The sequence below is a fragment of the Pedobacter immunditicola genome, assembly GCF_037482985.1.
GTDB lineage: Bacteria > Bacteroidota > Bacteroidia > Sphingobacteriales > Sphingobacteriaceae > Pedobacter > Pedobacter immunditicola.
Window position 1 is genome coordinate 433,924 of sequence record NZ_JBBHKC010000003.1, and the last position, 17,468, is coordinate 451,391.

The following is a 17,468-nucleotide window of genomic DNA, read 5'->3' on the forward strand; positions in this document are numbered from 1 at the left end:
GTTTTCTATGAAACTTAATTATCTTTCTCCACCGGTTTAATCAAAAACCTCAATGACTGATCTTTTGTGAAATAGGAGGTTGTCCAATTATATAATGTTTTGACTTTATTTCCACGGGCAATTAAGGAGATCAGGTGTATTACTAACCAAGCTACCCAGGCAATAAATCCGTTGAAATGTACTTTAGGACTAGGAAGATCGGCTACCGCTTTATTACGACCAATAATTGCCATTGATCCCTTATCAATATAGGCGAATGCCTCAAGTGCTTTTCCATCAACCATGCGCTTAAAGTTCTTACCTAAGTTTTTAGCCTGTTGTATAGCTACCTGGGCAACCTGTGGATGACCATCAGGAAAATTTTTATCAGTGGTTTGCAGGCAGGTGTCTCCTAAAGCATATATGTTTTTGGTGTTTAATACCAGGTTATGTTCATTGACCAGCATCCGCTTGCCACGGCCATAACTTTCTTTTTCAATCCCTTCAAAAACCATTGACGTAACTCCAGCCGCCCAAATAAGTGTACTTGCCTCTATGACTTTTCCATCTGCAAAGTAAACAGTATCATCAACATAATCTTTTACCAGGCTATTCAGGTGAATCTTAACACCCAATTTGGTAAGCATATCATGAGTATACTGCTGTGACTTTTCACTCATTGGCGCTAAAACAGTCTTCACTCCGTCCACAAGATAAATTTCTGCGTTGGTGCCAATCAATTCAGGATAATCACTGGGTATCACGGTTTTCTTCATTTCCGCAAACATCCCTGAAATTTCAACACCCGTTGGCCCGCCTCCTGCAACAACAACGGTAAGCATTTTCTTTCTTTTTGCCGGATCCTTTTCCCGGGATGCTTTTTCCAGTTTGGCCAGCATGGTATTTCGCATGTATAAGGCATCAGACACAGTTTTCATCGGAACCGAATTTGCTTTCACATTTTCCATACCGAAGTAATTGGTTTCTGTGCCTGTTGCAATCACCAGGTAATCATATTCCAATTCCCCATTATCTAAGATAACTTTGTTCTCTTCCTGATTAATGCTTTCAACAATACCCATTCTAAAAGTAAAGTTCTTTTTACCCCTGAAAAGCTTTCTAAAAGGATAACTGATATTTGAAGTTTCCAAATAACCAGTAGCTACCTGGTATAATAAGGGAGGGAAGAAATTGTAATTGTTTTTATCAACAAGAATGACTGAATAAGCAGCATCGTCATTTAATTGATTAACTAAATTTACGCCTGCAAATCCCCCTCCAATAATTACAATAGTTTTTTTCGTAGTCAACATATTTTTTATTTCGCATGTCCATACGCTTTTCAGGAAAAACGGTTTTATTTCATTTGATACAACCTATAACCTGCTAAGTGTGTTTTTTACACTTATGCGTTCAACTGCAAAAATCCGCAAAAATATTCGAACTATAAGCTTTCCAGGATACTTTTTGTGTTTTCAAAACTAATATGTTGGAAAGATTTGATTCCAAGGCCTTGTGCCAGGTTAACAAACATGATCCTGTCATCGAAATAAATACATTGTTCAGGAGCAGCCTGGGCGATGCCTAAGGCCAGTCTAAATATACCTGGGTCAGGTTTCCGCATTTTTACCTCACAGGAAGATATAAAGGCATCAAAACACTCATGTAAATGAAACTTCTTAATCCTATACTCATTTAGTTCTTTGCCTTCATTATTGATCGATATGATTCTGAATTTACAATCTCTTTTCCAGTTTTTGAGCCATTGCAGCATTTGTGGAAGCTCGGCTGATTGTGCGTACATAAAATTCTTAAATTCATCTCTGCTGAATTCCCTTGGATGGTTAAATATCACGAGGTCAAGGTATTCATCAAGGCTGATTTTACCTATCTCATAAATATTAAATATAAAATTGTGAAGGGAGTTCACTTCATTATAGTCTAAATCAAACTTTTCTGAAGCTAAAATTCTCGACTCATGGCCCCAACCATTGGTAAGCAGGATACCACCGATGTCAAAGAAAAGGATTCGTAGGTCTGTGTCTTTCATATGTTTTCCAAAGCACTAATCTTTTTAAGCCTTCGAACATGTCTTTCTTCGTTAGAAAAATCAGCTTCCAGAAAGGCTTTCACCAACTCTTGCGCTGAGTTTAATCCGGTAATTCTTCCACCCAAACATATCATATTCAGATCATCGTCCTCCACCCCCTGGTGTGCAGAGAAATGTTCTGTGATCAATGCTGCTCTTACACCAGGAATTTTGTTGGCAACCACCGATGCCCCAACCCCACTCCCGCAAACAGCAATTGCCCGGTCAATTTTCTTTTCCTGAATGGCTTTGGCCAAGGGTATGATAAAGTCGGGATAGTCGTCGGTTTTGTCCATAACAAAAGCGCCAAAATCTTTCACATCATAGTTCAACGTTTTTAAATAGGCCAGCAGAACCTCCTTGAGTTCAAATCCACCATGGTCTGCAGCGATTCCCAGTTTCATCTGTTTCATTTGTATAGGTATGTTATTTACTGATCAGTGCTTTAGCTCTTTCTACAACATGTTCCACCGTAAAACCGAATTCTTTATATAGGTCTGCAGCAGGTGCTGACTCCCCATAACCAGACATGGCAATCATATCCCCCTCATCTGTAATGTATTTATGCCAGCCCAATGCAGATGCCGCCTCTACAGCCAATCTTTTTTTTAATCCTGGCGGAAAAACATGCTCTTTATATTCTTGGTCTTGTTTTTCAAATAGTTCCCAGGAAGGCATGCTGACAACCCGTGCAGAGGTACCCTGTTCCCTGAGTTCACTTTGTGCCGCCAACACCAGACTAAGTTCAGAACCTGTACCTATTAAAATTAACTGCGGATTTTCAGCATCAGACAGGATATAGGCTCCCTTCTCCAATGCTGCTGCTGGGGTGTATTTTTTCTGGTCTATCACTGGTAAAGCTTGTCTGGTTAATACCAGCACAACCGGACCGCCCTGATGTTCTAGTGCCACCCGCCAGGCATGACTGGTTTCATTAGCATCTGCGGGCCTGATCAGTGTAATATTCGGAATAGCTCGTAACGAAATGAGTTGCTCTATCGGTTGGTGTGTGGTTCCATCTTCTCCAAGGCCTATACTATCATGTGTATAAACAAATATGGGTTTAATTTTCATAATTGCCGCCAGCCTTATCGGCGGGCGCATGTATTCAGAAAAAATTAAAAAAGTGGCACCATAGGGAACAATCCCTTTTGTTAACGCCATGCCGTTTAATACAGCACCCATCCCATGTTCCCTGACGCCAAAGTGAAAATTACGACCCTCTCTTTTTTCGGAAGTAAAGGAAGCAAACTCATTTAAATTAGTGTCCGTTGATGGAGCAAGATCTGCCGAGCCACCAATTAAACCAGGAATAAATTCAGCGATTGCATTTAATACTTTCCCTGAGGCCTGGCGGGTAGCCATTTTTTCTGTAGCTTCAAAAACGGGTAATTTTGCCTGCCAGCCATCAGCCAGTGTATCTGTTAAGGCCTGTTCATAAGCTTTGCCAAGATCCGGAAATTTCTCTTTGTATGCTTTGAAAAGGGTATTCCATTTTTCCGCTACCGTTGTTCCTTTTTCACCTATATTCCGGTAAAAACTCAATACTTCTTTAGGTACCTCAAAGAATTTTTCGGTGTCAAAACCAAAGAACTTTTTAACCAGGGTTACTTCTTTCTCGCCAAGTGGTGATCCGTGGGATCCGGCCGTATTCACTTTGTTAGGGCTCCCATAGGCAATTTGAGTCCGTACTTTGATGAAGGAGGGTTTTTGGGTTTCTGCCTTTGCATTCCTTACCGCAATTTCAATGGCATTGATATCATTGCCATCCTCAACCACTTGTACATGCCAGCCATAGGCCCTAAAACGCATGGCTACATCTTCATTGAAAGCAATGTCAGTGCTTCCTTCAATGGAAATGTGGTTGTCGTCATAAAGACAAATGAGGTTACCCAATTCAAGGTGCCCTGCCAGGGAAGCAGCTTCAGCAGATACGCCCTCCATCATGTCTCCGTCACTGCAAATCACATAAACTTTATAATTAAACAGCTCAAAACCTGGCTTGTTAAACCTGGTTGCCAGGTGCTTCTGACCAATAGCAAAGCCAACGCTGTTAGCAAAACCTTGCCCTAATGGACCCGTAGTGACATCAATGCCATCCGTTAGGCCATATTCAGGGTGCCCTGCTGTTTTGCTGTGTAATTGCCTGAAGTTTTTTAAATCATCCATCGTCAGGTTATAACCTGTAAGGTGCAGTAAGCTATATTGCAACATACAGCCATGCCCCGCGGATAAGATAAAACGATCACGGTTGGGCCAATGTGAATCTTTAGGATTGTAGTTCATGAATTTTGTATACAGCACATGCGCCATCGGTGCTGCCCCCATTGGCATTCCAGGATGTCCGGAATTTGCTTTTTGAACTGCATCCACAGCTAATACCCTTACTGTATTAATGGCAAGTTCCTCTAGTTCCCTGTTATATTCCATTATCTGTTTGATTATTACGTTAATAGGTAACGTTTCCAATCTTAAACAGTTTTGAAAATCTTACATGAGATGTGATAACAGGCGGGCCACTTTTTCTGGAAATTGTTTGTATAATGGTCGCTTAAACCATTCTGCAGCATCAATTTTCTGAGCATTCTTTAAATCTTCGTAAAAAACATCCCGTAGCTGCAATGCGAAGCTGGCATCATAAATTATGGTATTTACCTCAAAATTGAGATCAAAACTTCTGTGATCCATATTGGCAGTACCAATGATAGACAGCTGGGAATCTGAGACCACTGTTTTTGCATGAATAAAGCCTTTCTTGTAAAAGTAAATCTCCACCCCTGCTGATAAAAGATCACCGTAATAAGAGCGGGCTGCTGCATCTACAGTAAAGGAATCGGATTTGTCTGGAACTAATAGTTTAACCTTTACCCCACTTAAAGCTGCAACAGTCAATTCATCAATTAAACTAGGGCCTGGAATAAAATAAGGGGTGGTAATTAAAACCTCCTCTTCTGCCATACCTATTGCACCTAAAAATGAATAAAGAATGGTTGGATTGTCGGAGTCTGGTCCACTTGCTGCAATCTGTACGACCGCACCTACGTCATCGGTAGCTTCAGCAGTGCCGAAATAGTCTCTCTCCACCACCAGATCATCGTCCGAGCAAAAATTCCAATCATTAATAAATAAAAACTGAAGGTAATATACACCTTCACCGGTAATTTTAACATGCGTATCCCGCCAGTATAACTGATCGGGTTCATCGGGATGGTTAATATAGCGGTCATTTACATTAATACCCCCTGTAAACGCAATATATCCATCAATAATTATAATCTTACGGTGATTTCGGTAATTGATTCTGTTGGCTAACTTTATAAATAAGACTTTATAAAATGGTGCACATTTAACACCTGCCTTTTCCATCTCCGGAACCAGTTTTTTCCTGATGGAGCGGCTACCAAAATCATCATAAATGAAACGAACATCTACCCCTTCCTGTGCTTTTTCAATTAAAACTGCAGCAATCTGCTGACCAATAACATCATCATCAAATATGTAATATTCCATATGAATATGTTGTTTAGCCGCCTTTAATTCCCTTATTACTTCCGGGAACTTCTCTTCCCCATTCAATAACAACTCCACCTTGTTGTGGTCCGACAACCTGCTCAAACTGCCATTTAATAAAAGCTTGGCTAACCTTTTAAATTTTTTTACCTCAGGTTTTTTTTGTGACATCACACTTTCAGACTGCTCATGGATTCTAACGGTGAGCTCTTTAAGCCGCTTTTCGTCTTTAATCAGTTTTTTTGTATACAATTTACGTTTTCTATAATTTGTACCTATTGAGAAATATATAATCATCCCTCCAAAAGGCAGAAACACAGTTAACAGCAGGTAGGATAATGTTTTGCTGGTATTATTCGTATCATATACAATGCGGATGCAGACGGCAATTACAATAAGAATGTAAATAAGTTCAGCAAGTAAAATCCAATTCATTTAATATAATTTTGTTGATTTTAAAATTAGCAATATCTTTCACATTTATATAAAGATATTAATTGAGGAAACTGTCACAGGCTGACGATCGATCATTACCTATACAAAGCAAAAAACATATACATGAAAACGTTCTTTAAAAACTACAGGGGTATCATTTTATTACTGATTGGGATCATTGCAGGTAGTATAGCAGGCTTAATTTTCGGTAAAGAAGTAGAGGTATTGAAGCCCATTGGTGATATCTTTTTAAACCTGCTCTTTACAGCGGTCATCCCACTCGTTTTTTTTGCAATATCCTCCGCCATTGCCAGTTTAAAATCTTCCAACCAGTTGGGTAAAATGATGGGCATTATGTCTGTTGTTTTTTTAAGCACTATTATCATAGCTGCTTGTATCACCATAGTTGCCGTACACCTGTTTCCCATCCATGAAAATATTCAGGTCATTAAATTAACGGAGACTATAGAGAAAAAATCAATAGGTGAGCAAATTACGCAGATGATCACCACGGGAGAGTTTTATGAATTGCTATCCCGGAAGAGCATGCTGGCGATGATCATTTTTTCGGTGCTGATTGGCTTTGCCACGCTGCATTCAGGCGAAAAAGGCGCTTCGTTTGCAAGATTTTTGCACGCTGGTAATGAGGTGTTTAAAAATGTGTTTATCCTGATCATGAAATTAGCGCCAATAGGCCTGGGCGCCTATTTTGCTTACCAGGTTGGCGTATTCGGGCCCCAGTTATTTGGAACTTATGCCCGGTCGCTGGGTTTGTATTACGCCGTCGGTGCTTTTTATTTTATCTTCATTTTTAGTTTATATGCCTTTATTGCTGGCGGTAAACAAGGACTTAAGAGATTCTGGCCCAATAATATTATACCTTCAGCCACCGCTGTAGGTACTTGCAGCAGTATTGCTACAATTCCAGCTAATATGGATGCCTGCAAAAAAATCGGCGTACCTGATTATATTACCAATGTTACTATTCCATTGGGTGCCACCTTGCATAAAGATGGTTCCAGTATTTCTTCTATCGTAAAAATGGCAGTAGTTTTTGCGATGTTCGGGATGAGCTTCAACAGTGCGGATGTGATTATATTAGCGCTTGGAATGACTATCCTGGTAAGTATTGTTGAAGGTGGTATCCCCAACGGCGGTTATGTGGGTGAGCTTTTATTCATTTCCGCTTACGGTTTTCCACCTGAAGCTTTACCTCCTGCAATGATTATTGGCACCTTAGTGGACCCGATGGCAACACTTTTAAATGCTACGGGTGACAATGTATCTGCAATGTTGGTCAGCAGGTTTACGGAGGGTAAAAACTGGTTAAAAGCGGCAGTTTTGCCTGGTTGATGTCCTCGGCGTATCTTTTATAAACCATTCTAAAGGGAAAGTGTTATCTATTCATAAATTATGGAAACATGAGAGAACGTGATAGCAACACAAAAAGTCTTTGGCAGGACCTGCCCTTAGTTTGGCAACCAGCAAATGTAGCGGTCGATGACGCTGTTTATGATGTATTGATTGTAGGCGGAGGCATCACTGGATTGACTACTGCCGTCCTGCTTCAAAAAGCTGGGAAAAAGTGCATCCTTGCTGAAGCCAAGAATTTGGGCTACGGCACTAGCGGGGGTACGACCGCACATATTAATACCTTTTTTGAAGCTTCTTACAAGGATATAGAGAAGGATTTTGGTGAAGATGCCGCCAGACTTATAGCGGCGGCGGGCACGGAGACTCTTTCCATGATTAAAAGTTTAATAGATTCACATTCGATTGATTGTGATTTTCAATATAAAGACGCCTATTTATATGCAGAGAATGATCAGGAGGCCAAAGCGTTAACGGAAATTCTGGCATCTTCAAGAAAAGCAGGAATAAGTGCCGTTGAAGTAAGAGAAAATAAGGTCCCGGTTCCGTTTCAACTATCTGTTTTGTACAGTGAACAGGCTCAGTTTCACCCATTGAAATACATTTACCAATTAGCGGAGGTATTTGTGAAAGCGGGTGGCATTATTCTGGAAAATACTTTCATCAGGAAAACTGAATTTAAGGAGGGGGTTCATTTTGCTGAAAGTGACCTCACTACGCTCAAAGCATCCAACCTGGTTTATGCTACACACCTCCCACCCGGCATTAACTTGTTGGATTTTCGTTGCGCACCCTACAGAAGTTATGTTTTGGGTATCAAGTTAAAAAACGAAGATTACCCTGATGCACTTATTTATGATATGCAGGAGCCTTATCATTACTTCAGAACCCATGAAATTAACGGTGAAAAATACCTGATTTTAGGTGGAGAAGATCATAAAACAGGTCATGATGATCCGAAAAAGGCTTTTGAAAATTTGGCTTCTTACGCCAGGAAATATTATTATGTATCTACCATAGCTTATCAATGGTCGGCACAATTCTATGTTTCTGCTGACGGCCTACCCTATATCGGACTTTTACCCGGAGGTGATGATCGATTGTATATTGCCACGGGTTACAATGGTAATGGAATGACATTTGGCAGCCTGGCGGGAAAAATGATCTCTGATCAGATCCTAGGTATTACTAATCCTTATGCTGAATTGCTGAGCCCCTCACGTATTAAGCCTATCGCTGGTTTTGAGGAGTTTGTAACTGAAAATGCTGATGTGGCTTATCACTTTATTGCAGACCGCTTGTCGGCTTCAGCCATTGATTCTTTACAGGAAATTATGCCAGGTACAGGACAAATTGTGAAGTATAAAGAGGAAAAACTAGCCATATACAAGGATATGAATGGTGTGGTAACAGCTTTAAATCCGGTTTGTACGCATGCAAAATGTATTGTAAATTTCAATCCTGCAGAAAAAAGCTGGGATTGCCCTTGTCATGGCGGAAGGTATTCCATCACTGGGGAAGTCTTAACCGGTCCGCCGAGAAGAAACCTTGACCGGATTCCAATAAGTGATTTATAATAAAACCACATTATTGAGCAATAGTACGTTGCTCAATAATAACTGTGCGTTAAGTAGATATTAATTTAATGTCATGGGTAGATTCGTTGTTGAATTGTCAAACTTTTGCTAAAAATCACTTTAAAAGCCGTGTTTTGCAAGATCGCCCTGAAAAATAAGATCAGATTCAATATTTTTGCGCACTTTAAATAGAATACTAATTAACTAAATTAACATTAACAGCAAATAATGCATAACCCGGAAAATAAGATCAGAGTAGCAATTTTAGGCGTAGGAAATTGCGCTAGTTCACTGGTACAAGGTGTAGAATATTATACGAAAAACAATGAGCAAAAATCAGGCTTGATGACTGATGATATTGGTGGGTATAGGGCTAAGAATATAGAATTTGTTTGCGGGTTTGAAATTGATGAAAGAAAAGTTGGCACAACTTTAAAAGAGGCTATTTTTGCAAAACCAAATTGTACGATTGTTTTAAACGATACGATACACACAGAGGCGCCAATTTACAGATCGCCTGTACTTGATGGTGTATCACCATTGATGGAAGCCTATCCTGAATCTGAGCGCTTTGTTATTAAAGAGGAGTTAATCAATACGGATCTTTTAAAACAAACAGTTTCTTATGACAAAGAACTTGTTAATGCCTTAAGAAGTGAAATTATATCACACCTTAAATCGCATCAGGTTGAGGTGTTGATTAATTACCTTCCGGTTGGTTCACAAGTGGCAACTGAATTTTATGCAGAAATCTGTATTGAATTAGGCATTTCCCTGGTAAACTGTATTCCGGTGTTTATTGCTTCTGATCCTGTTTGGGAACAAAAATTTATAAATGCAGGAATCCCGATCATTGGTGACGATATGCGCAGCCAGTTTGGTGCTAGTATTGTTTCTCAAATGCTTCAGGAGCTTGCTTTTGAACGTGGACACCATGTAAAAGCACATATTCAAAGAAATGTTGGTGGTAATACCGATTTCCTGAATATGGAAGATAAAAATCGTTTGAAATCTAAAAAAATCTCTAAAGAGAATGTGATCAGAGCTCAGAATGATATCAGAAATATTTCAACTGAGAACAGCTTTTTACATGCAGGCCCTTCTGAATATATTCCTTTTTATGGCGACAATAAAGTGGCCAACTTCCGCTTAGAATTGGAAGGCTTTATGGGTGCCCCTGTAATATTTGATGCACAGCTATCCGTTCAGGATTCACCAAACTCTGCAGGGGTTGTAATCGATGCCATCAGGTATGTTTACGTTGCTAGAGAACTAGGTTTAGTAGGTGCTTTGAGAGGTCCTTCAGCTTCTACGCAGAAAACACCTCCTCAACAAATGATGTTTAGCGATGCAATTTTAGAATGTCATGCTTTGGCTAACCGTGAATTGACTGAATCAACCAGAAAACAATTGAAAAAATAATTAAGCATATACTTTATTGATAAGGCCGTTCATTGATAAAATGAACGGCCTTTGTGCTGATCATGTTTCTATAAATTCCCATGCACTTTGATAGGAATTAATTTGTTCAGCATAATTTATAAAATCATTATAAAAGGGAAGCCTCGAGAGTGTAGCGCTGTCACCGATCACCACTAATTTCTTTCTGGCCCTGGTCATGGCTACGTTCATTCGTCGGATGTCTGAAAGAAAACCAATTATTCCTTCATTATTGCTTCTCGTTAAACTGATATAAACCATTTCTCTCTCTTGTCCCTGGAAGCTGTCGATGGTATTTATTGTCAGTTTAGCTGTCAAGGCTGCCAATTCGGGGCTATATTGCAGTAAATCTTTCAGGATTTGAACTTGTTGTTTGTAAGGCGAAATCACAGCAATACTTGGGAAATCTTCAGGCGCATAATGGCTTTGTAAGGTAGTCACGGTTTGAGTCAGATGTTTGAGCAGAAACACAGCTTCTTCTGGATTTGTAGCACTTGTACCATCCATTTTTTCATCAAAGCCACAGCCTGCTGTGTCAATAAAAGTTAACGCTGCATCACCTGCATACAACAAATGATCTGCAACTGTGGAATGAGCTTGTAGCCTGTTGTGGTAAAAAACTGAGGATGGGTAAGCCATAATGGCACTGTTCATGCGATATTGCTCTTCTAAGAGCACCACTGCGTTTGGATGTAATGCAACACATTTCTCAAATAAAGTTGTGCTGAGACCGCCTTTCGCTGCTTCAGCGGACTTAATTGTTGGAGGTAGCTGACAATGATCTCCCGCAAAAACTACTTTCTGTGCTTTCAACAATGGTATCCAGCATGCGGGTTCCAACGCTTGTCCTGCTTCATCTATAACTACGGTATGAAATTTAATATTTCTTAAGGTAAAATGATTTGAACCAACCAGGGTTGCTGTGATGACCTGCGCATCGCCTAAAACCTGGTCACTAATGTATTTCTCTGTTTTTTCTACTTCCTTTAATATCTGGTAGGCCTCTTCAAACAGCTGTTTCCGTTGCTCTTTTTCAGCTTTCCCAAAATTCCGCTTATATTGATGAGCCATGCTTTTATAGAGATTAGCTTGCTTTTTCAATGCCTTGATTTGTTTCATGTCCTTGTGCTCAGCCATTTTGCTGTCGAAAGTCAAAGCCATTAACTGATCAGATACCCTGGCAGGATTACCAATCCGCAGTACATTTAGACCCTCCTCAGCTAATTTCTCTGTCAACAAATCTACTGCCGTATTGCTTGGTGCCACAACCAGTAACTGTTGACCCTCCTGGTTAATTATAGCTTTAATGGCTTGTACAAGTGTGGTCGTTTTACCAGTGCCGGGAGGGCCATGGACTATTGCTAGTTCATTTGCAGTAAGGATTTGATGTACAGCGTTCTGCTGCGAAGAATTCAATTTAGAATTAATAAATTGCTTGATGTCAGTTCGGAAGGTTACCTTTTTCTCACCTGTCAGAATTTTAATCAAAGGCAAAGACGGAGAATTTTCATCAGCAGTTGATGCAAGCCGGATGGCTTTCTTCATTTCATCGTAACTGTTGTTATCGAACAGGAGATCAATTCCTAATTTTCCAGCGCCAGACCACTCAGGCAATTCATCTGTTTTTAAAGTGATTTTAAGTCGATTACCGCTGATAAAGTTGATAATTCCTTCGCTACGATCCTGGGGATGATGTTGAGAAAACAAGGCGGCCGGCATACCAAACCTGAATTGATGTGGGATATCTATAGCTGAAGTTCTTTCAACTTCAACCGTTAGGTAGTCGCCCCTACTCATTTCTGATCCTTTTATAGCAATTGGATACCATGTAAGCCCAGTACTTCTTCTTTCAGCAACAGTGGAGCTTTCTGTTAAACGCTTAAAGGATTTCAGGTCTTCTTCCTGTTCTAATTGCAACAGGGAAGACAATTGGTCAAAATAATTCATCTTCAATTTAAAGAACCATGGTTTGATATAGTTTTTCCAGGGTAGCTGTAGCATCTGTACAAAAACCAGGATGTACTTTAGAGGTTTGTACAATGGTACTGCGGGTAGCGGTAAGCCAGCGGAACCTTGATGGGAGGTCTAAGCTTCCGATAGGCCCACTATCTTTTCCGCCTGCACAAATTTTATCCAGCGCCTGCAGATGTGATTCCAGCTCGTTAAGATCCAGCTTCGGGCATAAAGCATGCAGCCTTGATGGTTCAATGATATATATCAACTTTAAGAATTTCTGTTTTGCACAATAAAGAATGACACCGACATTGAGGAATTCTTCGCGTTCTACCCTAGGCACCACACGAACGAGTGCGTACTCATATAAGAATTGCTCTTGCATTTTGTGCTTCATTAACGAAAATTTGTGAATTTGCGATCCTTGTATTTAAAAAATAAGCGTAGGCCTGCCTATGTTCTTCCGGAGTTTCAAACTGAGTTTCACCAGTTAACCATACATCTGGAATTAAGGCTACCACAGATTGAATGAAATCTGGTGTTAAAATAGCTGTATATTCCTTATTTACGACTTCCAGTTCTGTTGCCTGGCCTAGCAAAACATGATCTTTAATCAGAGAAAATGGTTTTTTAGCCTGTTCTTCCCAATTTTGCCAGGAGTGGTGAAAATAAAGAGCGGCACCATGATCAATCAGCCATAGCTGCTGATGCCACATCAACATATTGGTATTACGGGCTGTTCTGTCCATATTGGTGAGTAAACAATCGAGCCAAACAATTTCTGATGCCAGTTTTGGTTCTACTGTCGTCACTGTTGGGTCATAGGTGATTGCGCCTGAAAGGTAATGTAGAGCCAGATTTAAACCAACACTAAATTTGAGCAGGTCCTGAATTTCCTCATCGGCTTCTGTACGGCCAAAAGCTTCGTCCAGATTTGCGAATACTAATTCCGGAATACGGAGACCAAGTTTACGGGCTATTTCGCCACCAATAAGTTCGGCGATCAAGGCACGTGGCCCCTGTCCGGCACCTCTAAATTTTAGTACATATAAAAACTCATCATCGGCTTCAGCAATGGCAGGCATGGACCCCCCTTCACGTAAAGGAGTAACATACCTGATGACATTTACTGTCCGAATTTCAGGGAACACATTCTTCATTATTTTTGCTTGTTTCTAAATCATTTTTATGGTTTGGCCAAACCATTATTTGTTGCGATGCTGCAAATTTAACTTTTTATCAGCAATATGATTCAATAACGGACCGTTGATTCAAATCTGGCCTACAATTCGCAATTTACTTAACCATATCAGGCCAAGGGTATCCTTTTCGCTGGCTACAGTTCTGATGACATGATCCGAGGGGCAGGGATGTAACTTATCTTCTTCATAATACAACATTAAGTCTATTTCCCCATATTCCGGATAGGTGTAATTACCAAGAGGTTGCTGTGTGACGAGTGTTGAGCTGCCTTTATGTGTCTTGGAATAAAGATGCCCGCCATAAGCTAATAGTATTTCATGGCCGATTTCATGTGCAGCAATCAGTTTGAAATCAGCATCAGCTTTCTCCGGCGATTTATAATACCATTTCCCCCTATATTGTAGGTGGCCAGTATTATAAAATAAAATTCTGGAAAGTTCCCAATTCCTGGATCTTCGGGATCTTGCATTGGTTTGATATACAATTTTAGGAGATTTGATGGCGTTGCTGCCCGTGTTTAATACGTTTAGAAAAAACTCGTAAGCCTCATCATTTCCGAATACAATATTTTTACCTGTAACATGGCAATCATTCCTACCCCAGTGATATTTTAATCCTGCTATGGCTATTGTCAATAATTCAGGAAATCCACCATCACTGAAATTTGTTCTTAATGTACCCGTTATTTTTTTTAGTCTTCGCTCAATTTTTACATCAATCCATTGAACTACATCATATTTTGCGGTAAAATTAATAGATAATGTTTCAAAAATCCCTGCTTTCAAAACCGTTATTTTCGCTTGTAATTTCCGGCCGATGAACATGCTGCTGTCATAAACATCATCGTTACTGAAGCCATCCCAGGAAATTTGATGCGCACCTGGTAAGGTGTAAATGCTATCATGTATTCGGTTGTATATCAACGTTCCCTGATCATTAATAATTTCAAACATGACACTGTCTACAGCTGCATCAGATAAAATATAGTTAAAAATGAACAAACCGTTCTCTACCTTATCGTTTATATCAGGGACGCCCAAAGGAACAACGGTTTTGGCTTCCGCTGCAATGCTGAAGTTCAGCAAAAAATATTTACTGCCGGAAGGGTCTTTATCATGACCGGACATTTGCTTTGTCGATTAGACTTTTTACCATGTTAGCATCTGTTAGTTCAAAGCTATATTCATCAGCCGCTGAACCCATGTTTACTTCGGTGTTTTTGAACCTCATCTCACTATTGACGAAGTTTTTCGCTGTCGCATGAAATTCTGTTGCGCCCGTAATTGAAATAATATCTGCGACATTATTTTCTCTCACACCAGCACCAGGCATGATGCTGATCCTGCCTGCAGCAAGTTTGATGAGTGCCTTAAGTCTTCCAGCTCCTTCTAAAGCAGTGACTTTACCTCCCGAACTTAATATTCGCTCACAGCCAATTTCAATAATGTCTTCCAGGGCTTTTTCCATGTCAATGCAACTATCAAAAGCCCTATGGAATGTAACTTTCATAGGGCTGGCTAATGCGATCAGCGCCGCACATCTTTCTTTGTCTACACTCCCATCTGACTTCAGTATTCCAATAACTATACCGTCACAATTTAATGATTTACAGATTTGTATATCAATCTTCATTAAGTTAAACTCCAATTCTGAATATAAAAAATCGCCACCACGGGGACGGATAATGGGATATACTTTGATCTTCAAAAGTTCTTTCGCTAATTTAATTTGTGCATAGCTGGGTGTGGTACCCCCCTCCTGTAGATTATCACAAAGTTCTACTCTTATGGCGCCACCTTCCTGTGCAGCAATTGCAGAGGCTACACTGTTGGCACAAACTTCCATTTGAATCATAAGGAATTGATCTAATATAATTGTTTCTTGTTTTTATAGGGTTGATGTAGAGAAGTGGCTTTTTCCGGGAATTAACAAGTCTTGCTGCTGTTCGTTACAGACCGCAAAAGTAAATCCTTTTTGAATGGCATACGCTCCGTATTCCCCTTTTTTATTGATTGCAAGAAAGCCTACCTGGATTTGTTTAGCTGTTTCAGGTTTCTTTCTGATAATACGCATCACCGCTTCTTTGCAAGCTTCTTCTGGTGAGTACCCTTGTCTCATGAGCTCTACAACCAGGAAACTACCGACATTTCGAATCACTTCTTCACCGACACCTGTCGAGGTTGCACCGCCCACCTCGTTGTCAATGTAAAGGCCGGCACCTATAATCGGACTATCACCCACTCTTCCATGTAATTTATAGGCCATACCACTGGTGGTACATGCACCGGAAATGTTCCCTTTTGCATCAATGGCCAACATCCCTATGGTATCATGATTATATTGATTACCCGGCATATTTTCAATATTTATCACAGGGGAATACTTGGCGGTTTTAAGCCATTCTTTCCAGGCTTTCTCACTTGCTTTAGTAAGCAGGTTCTCTTTTTTAAAACCATTTTCTAAAGCAAACTGCAAAGCGCCTTCACCTACTAAAAATACATGAGGTGTTTTTTCCATAACCATTCTCGCTACGGAAATTGGATGCATTATGTGTTCTAAGCCAGCAACTGAACCGCAATTACCTAATTCATCCATTATGCAGGCATCCAGGGTGACTTTACCATCCCTGTCGGGGAAACCACCATAGCCTACAGAATGGTTATCTGGATCGGACTCTGGTACGTGAACGCCTTTTTCTACGGCGTCTAACGCGCGGCCGCCGGTTGAAAGCACTTCCCAAGCAGCTTTATTTGCAGCCACTCCAAAATCCCAGGTAGAGATCACAATCGGTTTAACAGTTTTTTTGTTGTTGAAAGGCAGCATTGCGACAGCCTTGTTTTTATCGAGTGCAAGAAAGGATGCAGAAAATGCAGATGCCTTTAAAAATAATCTTCGGTTAAACATTAAGTCTCTTGTTTACTTTTTATCATAACGGCACCTGCCATCAAATATTTGATCGCTAAAATATTAAATAATAAGCCAAATAGCATTGATCAATGTTTTTCTTTATTCTCTTTGTAAACAATTAACCTCCAATATCGCTATAAACCAGGTTGAAGCTGGAATAACCACGCAATTTAACTGAGGTAAACACCTGTATCGGAAAAAAAATACCTGTGTAAAAAAAAGAAATACTTGTGTGTATTTATCTACACTTTAAGTAACATATATAAAAATGCAGCAAGCGCAGCTCCCGCCATGGGTCCGATGACCGGAATCCAGGCGTAAGTCCAGTGCCCGCTACCCTTATCTGGGATTGGAAGTAGGGCGTGCATTATCCTCGGACCAAGGTCACGAGCTGGATTGATCGCATAACCTGTTGTTCCACCCAGGGAGAGTCCGATGGCCCAAACTAAAAAAGCAACCGGAATGGCCCCTAATGAACCCAACCCTACTGGTGTTTTATCACTACCTAATTCTGCATTTGTGAAATGAAAAATGACAAATATTAATACAAAGGTGCCAATGATCTCACTGATGAGATTTGACGTTGTATTCCTAATTGCCGGACTAGTGCAAAATACTGCTGCCTTGAGGCCCTGATCATTGGTTTTGATGAAATGATCTTTGTAGATGAGCCATACGAGAAATGCACCCAGCATAGCCCCTATAAATTGAGCAAGTATATATGCCGGTACTTGTGTCCAGCTGAAATCGCCGGCGATGGCCAAGGCAACGGTTACAGCTGGATTTAAATGGGCTCCACTATAAGGACTTGCAATGACAACACCTGTAAAGACACCCAGCGCCCAGCCGGTTGTGATCACCATCCAGCCACTGCTGTTTCCTTTAGTACCACTTAAAACAACATTAGCCACAACACCGTTTCCTAAAAGGATAAGAAACATGGTGCCGATTATTTCTGCAGTAAATGCATTCATATGTTAAATTCGTTTAGTTTCGTTTGAGGT

General features: G+C 40.3%; 15 protein-coding genes. 3 read left to right on the top strand and 12 right to left on the bottom strand.

Translation table 11 applies throughout. The annotated features are described in order from the left end of the window. Positions 1-14 precede the first annotated feature (14 nt). The 5 genes from WG905_RS07000 to cls all read right to left on the bottom strand — a co-directional run bounded on the left by WG905_RS07000 (position 15) and on the right by cls (position 6,013). Positions 15-1,292: an NAD(P)/FAD-dependent oxidoreductase gene (locus WG905_RS07000; RefSeq protein WP_339590992.1), complete on the bottom strand. Its 1,278-nt coding sequence runs from the start codon at positions 1,290-1,292 to the stop codon at positions 15-17. Positions 1,293-1,423: 131 nt separating this feature from the next. Next, positions 1,424-2,029 (bottom strand): HAD family hydrolase, encoded by a 606-nt coding sequence (locus WG905_RS07005; protein WP_339590993.1) that lies wholly within the window; start codon positions 2,027-2,029, stop codon positions 1,424-1,426. Then, a complete protein-coding gene (locus tag WG905_RS07010; RefSeq protein ID WP_339590994.1) occupies positions 2,026-2,481 on the bottom strand; it encodes an RpiB/LacA/LacB family sugar-phosphate isomerase in 456 nt (151 codons plus the stop codon). The genes WG905_RS07005 and WG905_RS07010 overlap by 4 nt, the downstream gene beginning before the upstream one ends. A 13-nt stretch (positions 2,482-2,494) precedes the next feature. Further along, complete coding sequence (gene tkt / locus WG905_RS07015; RefSeq protein ID WP_339590995.1) at positions 2,495-4,498, bottom strand: transketolase; 2,004 nt, start codon at positions 4,496-4,498, stop codon at positions 2,495-2,497. 60 nt (positions 4,499-4,558) lie between these two features. Further along, positions 4,559-6,013, bottom strand: a complete 1,455-nt coding sequence (gene cls / locus WG905_RS07020; RefSeq protein WP_339590996.1) for a cardiolipin synthase — start codon at positions 6,011-6,013, stop codon at positions 4,559-4,561. Positions 6,014-6,136: 123 nt separating this feature from the next. On the opposite strand from cls, the gene WG905_RS07025 reads away from it, so the two are divergent. The 3 genes from WG905_RS07025 (at position 6,137) to WG905_RS07035 (ending at position 10,383) form a co-directional block, all read left to right on the top strand. After that, complete coding sequence (locus WG905_RS07025) at positions 6,137-7,366, top strand: dicarboxylate/amino acid:cation symporter (RefSeq protein WP_339590997.1); 1,230 nt, start codon at positions 6,137-6,139, stop codon at positions 7,364-7,366. Between the two features lie 68 nt (positions 7,367-7,434). Next, positions 7,435-8,961, top strand: coding sequence for an FAD-dependent oxidoreductase (locus tag WG905_RS07030; protein ID WP_339590998.1), 1,527 nt, complete (start codon positions 7,435-7,437; stop codon positions 8,959-8,961). 228 nt (positions 8,962-9,189) lie between these two features. Further along, on the top strand, positions 9,190-10,383 hold the full coding sequence (locus WG905_RS07035) for an inositol-3-phosphate synthase (RefSeq protein ID WP_339590999.1): 1,194 nt from the start codon (positions 9,190-9,192) through the stop codon (positions 10,381-10,383). Positions 10,384-10,443: 60 nt separating this feature from the next. Here the strand turns inward: WG905_RS07035 and WG905_RS07040 are convergent, their stop codons facing one another. The 7 genes from WG905_RS07040 to WG905_RS07070 all read right to left on the bottom strand — a co-directional run bounded on the left by WG905_RS07040 (position 10,444) and on the right by WG905_RS07070 (position 17,438). Next, complete coding sequence (locus WG905_RS07040; protein WP_339591000.1) at positions 10,444-12,348, bottom strand: AAA domain-containing protein; 1,905 nt, start codon at positions 12,346-12,348, stop codon at positions 10,444-10,446. A 7-nt stretch (positions 12,349-12,355) separates the two neighbouring features. After that, on the bottom strand, positions 12,356-12,751 hold the full coding sequence (locus tag WG905_RS07045; RefSeq protein WP_339591001.1) for a DUF3037 domain-containing protein: 396 nt from the start codon (positions 12,749-12,751) through the stop codon (positions 12,356-12,358). Next, on the bottom strand, positions 12,717-13,514 hold the full coding sequence (locus WG905_RS07050) for a HipA family kinase (RefSeq protein ID WP_339591002.1): 798 nt from the start codon (positions 13,512-13,514) through the stop codon (positions 12,717-12,719). Before WG905_RS07050 ends, WG905_RS07045 begins: the two co-directional genes overlap by 35 nt. A 111-nt stretch (positions 13,515-13,625) precedes the next feature. Beyond that, a complete protein-coding gene (locus tag WG905_RS07055) occupies positions 13,626-14,684 on the bottom strand; it encodes a hypothetical protein (RefSeq protein WP_339591003.1) in 1,059 nt (352 codons plus the stop codon). After that, positions 14,671-15,411, bottom strand: coding sequence for a copper homeostasis protein CutC (locus WG905_RS07060; RefSeq protein ID WP_339591004.1), 741 nt, complete (start codon positions 15,409-15,411; stop codon positions 14,671-14,673). The genes WG905_RS07055 and WG905_RS07060 overlap by 14 nt, the downstream gene beginning before the upstream one ends. A gap of 33 nt (positions 15,412-15,444) precedes the next feature. After that, positions 15,445-16,461 (bottom strand): glycosylasparaginase, encoded by a 1,017-nt coding sequence (locus WG905_RS07065; protein WP_339591005.1) that lies wholly within the window; start codon positions 16,459-16,461, stop codon positions 15,445-15,447. Between the two features lie 245 nt (positions 16,462-16,706). Beyond that, complete coding sequence (locus tag WG905_RS07070) at positions 16,707-17,438, bottom strand: MIP/aquaporin family protein (RefSeq protein WP_339591006.1); 732 nt, start codon at positions 17,436-17,438, stop codon at positions 16,707-16,709. Positions 17,439-17,468: the final 30 nt, after the last annotated feature.

What these genes read in the sequence shown, in the direction of transcription:
- cls (WP_339590996.1), bottom strand. Translation starts at nt 6,013, where the DNA reads ATGAATTGGATTTTACTTGCTGAACTTATTTACATTCTTATTGTAATT.
- WG905_RS07035 (WP_339590999.1), top strand. Translation starts at nt 9,190, where the DNA reads ATGCATAACCCGGAAAATAAGATCAGAGTAGCAATTTTAGGCGTAGGA.
- WG905_RS07000 (WP_339590992.1), bottom strand. Translation starts at nt 1,292, where the DNA reads ATGTTGACTACGAAAAAAACTATTGTAATTATTGGAGGGGGATTTGCA.
- WG905_RS07040 (WP_339591000.1), bottom strand. Translation starts at nt 12,348, where the DNA reads ATGAATTATTTTGACCAATTGTCTTCCCTGTTGCAATTAGAACAGGAA.
- WG905_RS07010 (WP_339590994.1), bottom strand. Translation starts at nt 2,481, where the DNA reads ATGAAACAGATGAAACTGGGAATCGCTGCAGACCATGGTGGATTTGAA.
- WG905_RS07025 (WP_339590997.1), top strand. Translation starts at nt 6,137, where the DNA reads ATGAAAACGTTCTTTAAAAACTACAGGGGTATCATTTTATTACTGATT.
- WG905_RS07005 (WP_339590993.1), bottom strand. Translation starts at nt 2,029, where the DNA reads ATGAAAGACACAGACCTACGAATCCTTTTCTTTGACATCGGTGGTATC.
- WG905_RS07030 (WP_339590998.1), top strand. Translation starts at nt 7,435, where the DNA reads ATGAGAGAACGTGATAGCAACACAAAAAGTCTTTGGCAGGACCTGCCC.
- tkt (WP_339590995.1), bottom strand. Translation starts at nt 4,498, where the DNA reads ATGGAATATAACAGGGAACTAGAGGAACTTGCCATTAATACAGTAAGG.
- WG905_RS07050 (WP_339591002.1), bottom strand. Translation starts at nt 13,514, where the DNA reads ATGAAGAATGTGTTCCCTGAAATTCGGACAGTAAATGTCATCAGGTAT.
- WG905_RS07070 (WP_339591006.1), bottom strand. Translation starts at nt 17,438, where the DNA reads ATGAATGCATTTACTGCAGAAATAATCGGCACCATGTTTCTTATCCTT.
- WG905_RS07065 (WP_339591005.1), bottom strand. Translation starts at nt 16,461, where the DNA reads ATGTTTAACCGAAGATTATTTTTAAAGGCATCTGCATTTTCTGCATCC.
- WG905_RS07060 (WP_339591004.1), bottom strand. Translation starts at nt 15,411, where the DNA reads ATGATTCAAATGGAAGTTTGTGCCAACAGTGTAGCCTCTGCAATTGCT.
- WG905_RS07055 (WP_339591003.1), bottom strand. Translation starts at nt 14,684, where the DNA reads ATGTCCGGTCATGATAAAGACCCTTCCGGCAGTAAATATTTTTTGCTG.
- WG905_RS07045 (WP_339591001.1), bottom strand. Translation starts at nt 12,751, where the DNA reads ATGAAGCACAAAATGCAAGAGCAATTCTTATATGAGTACGCACTCGTT.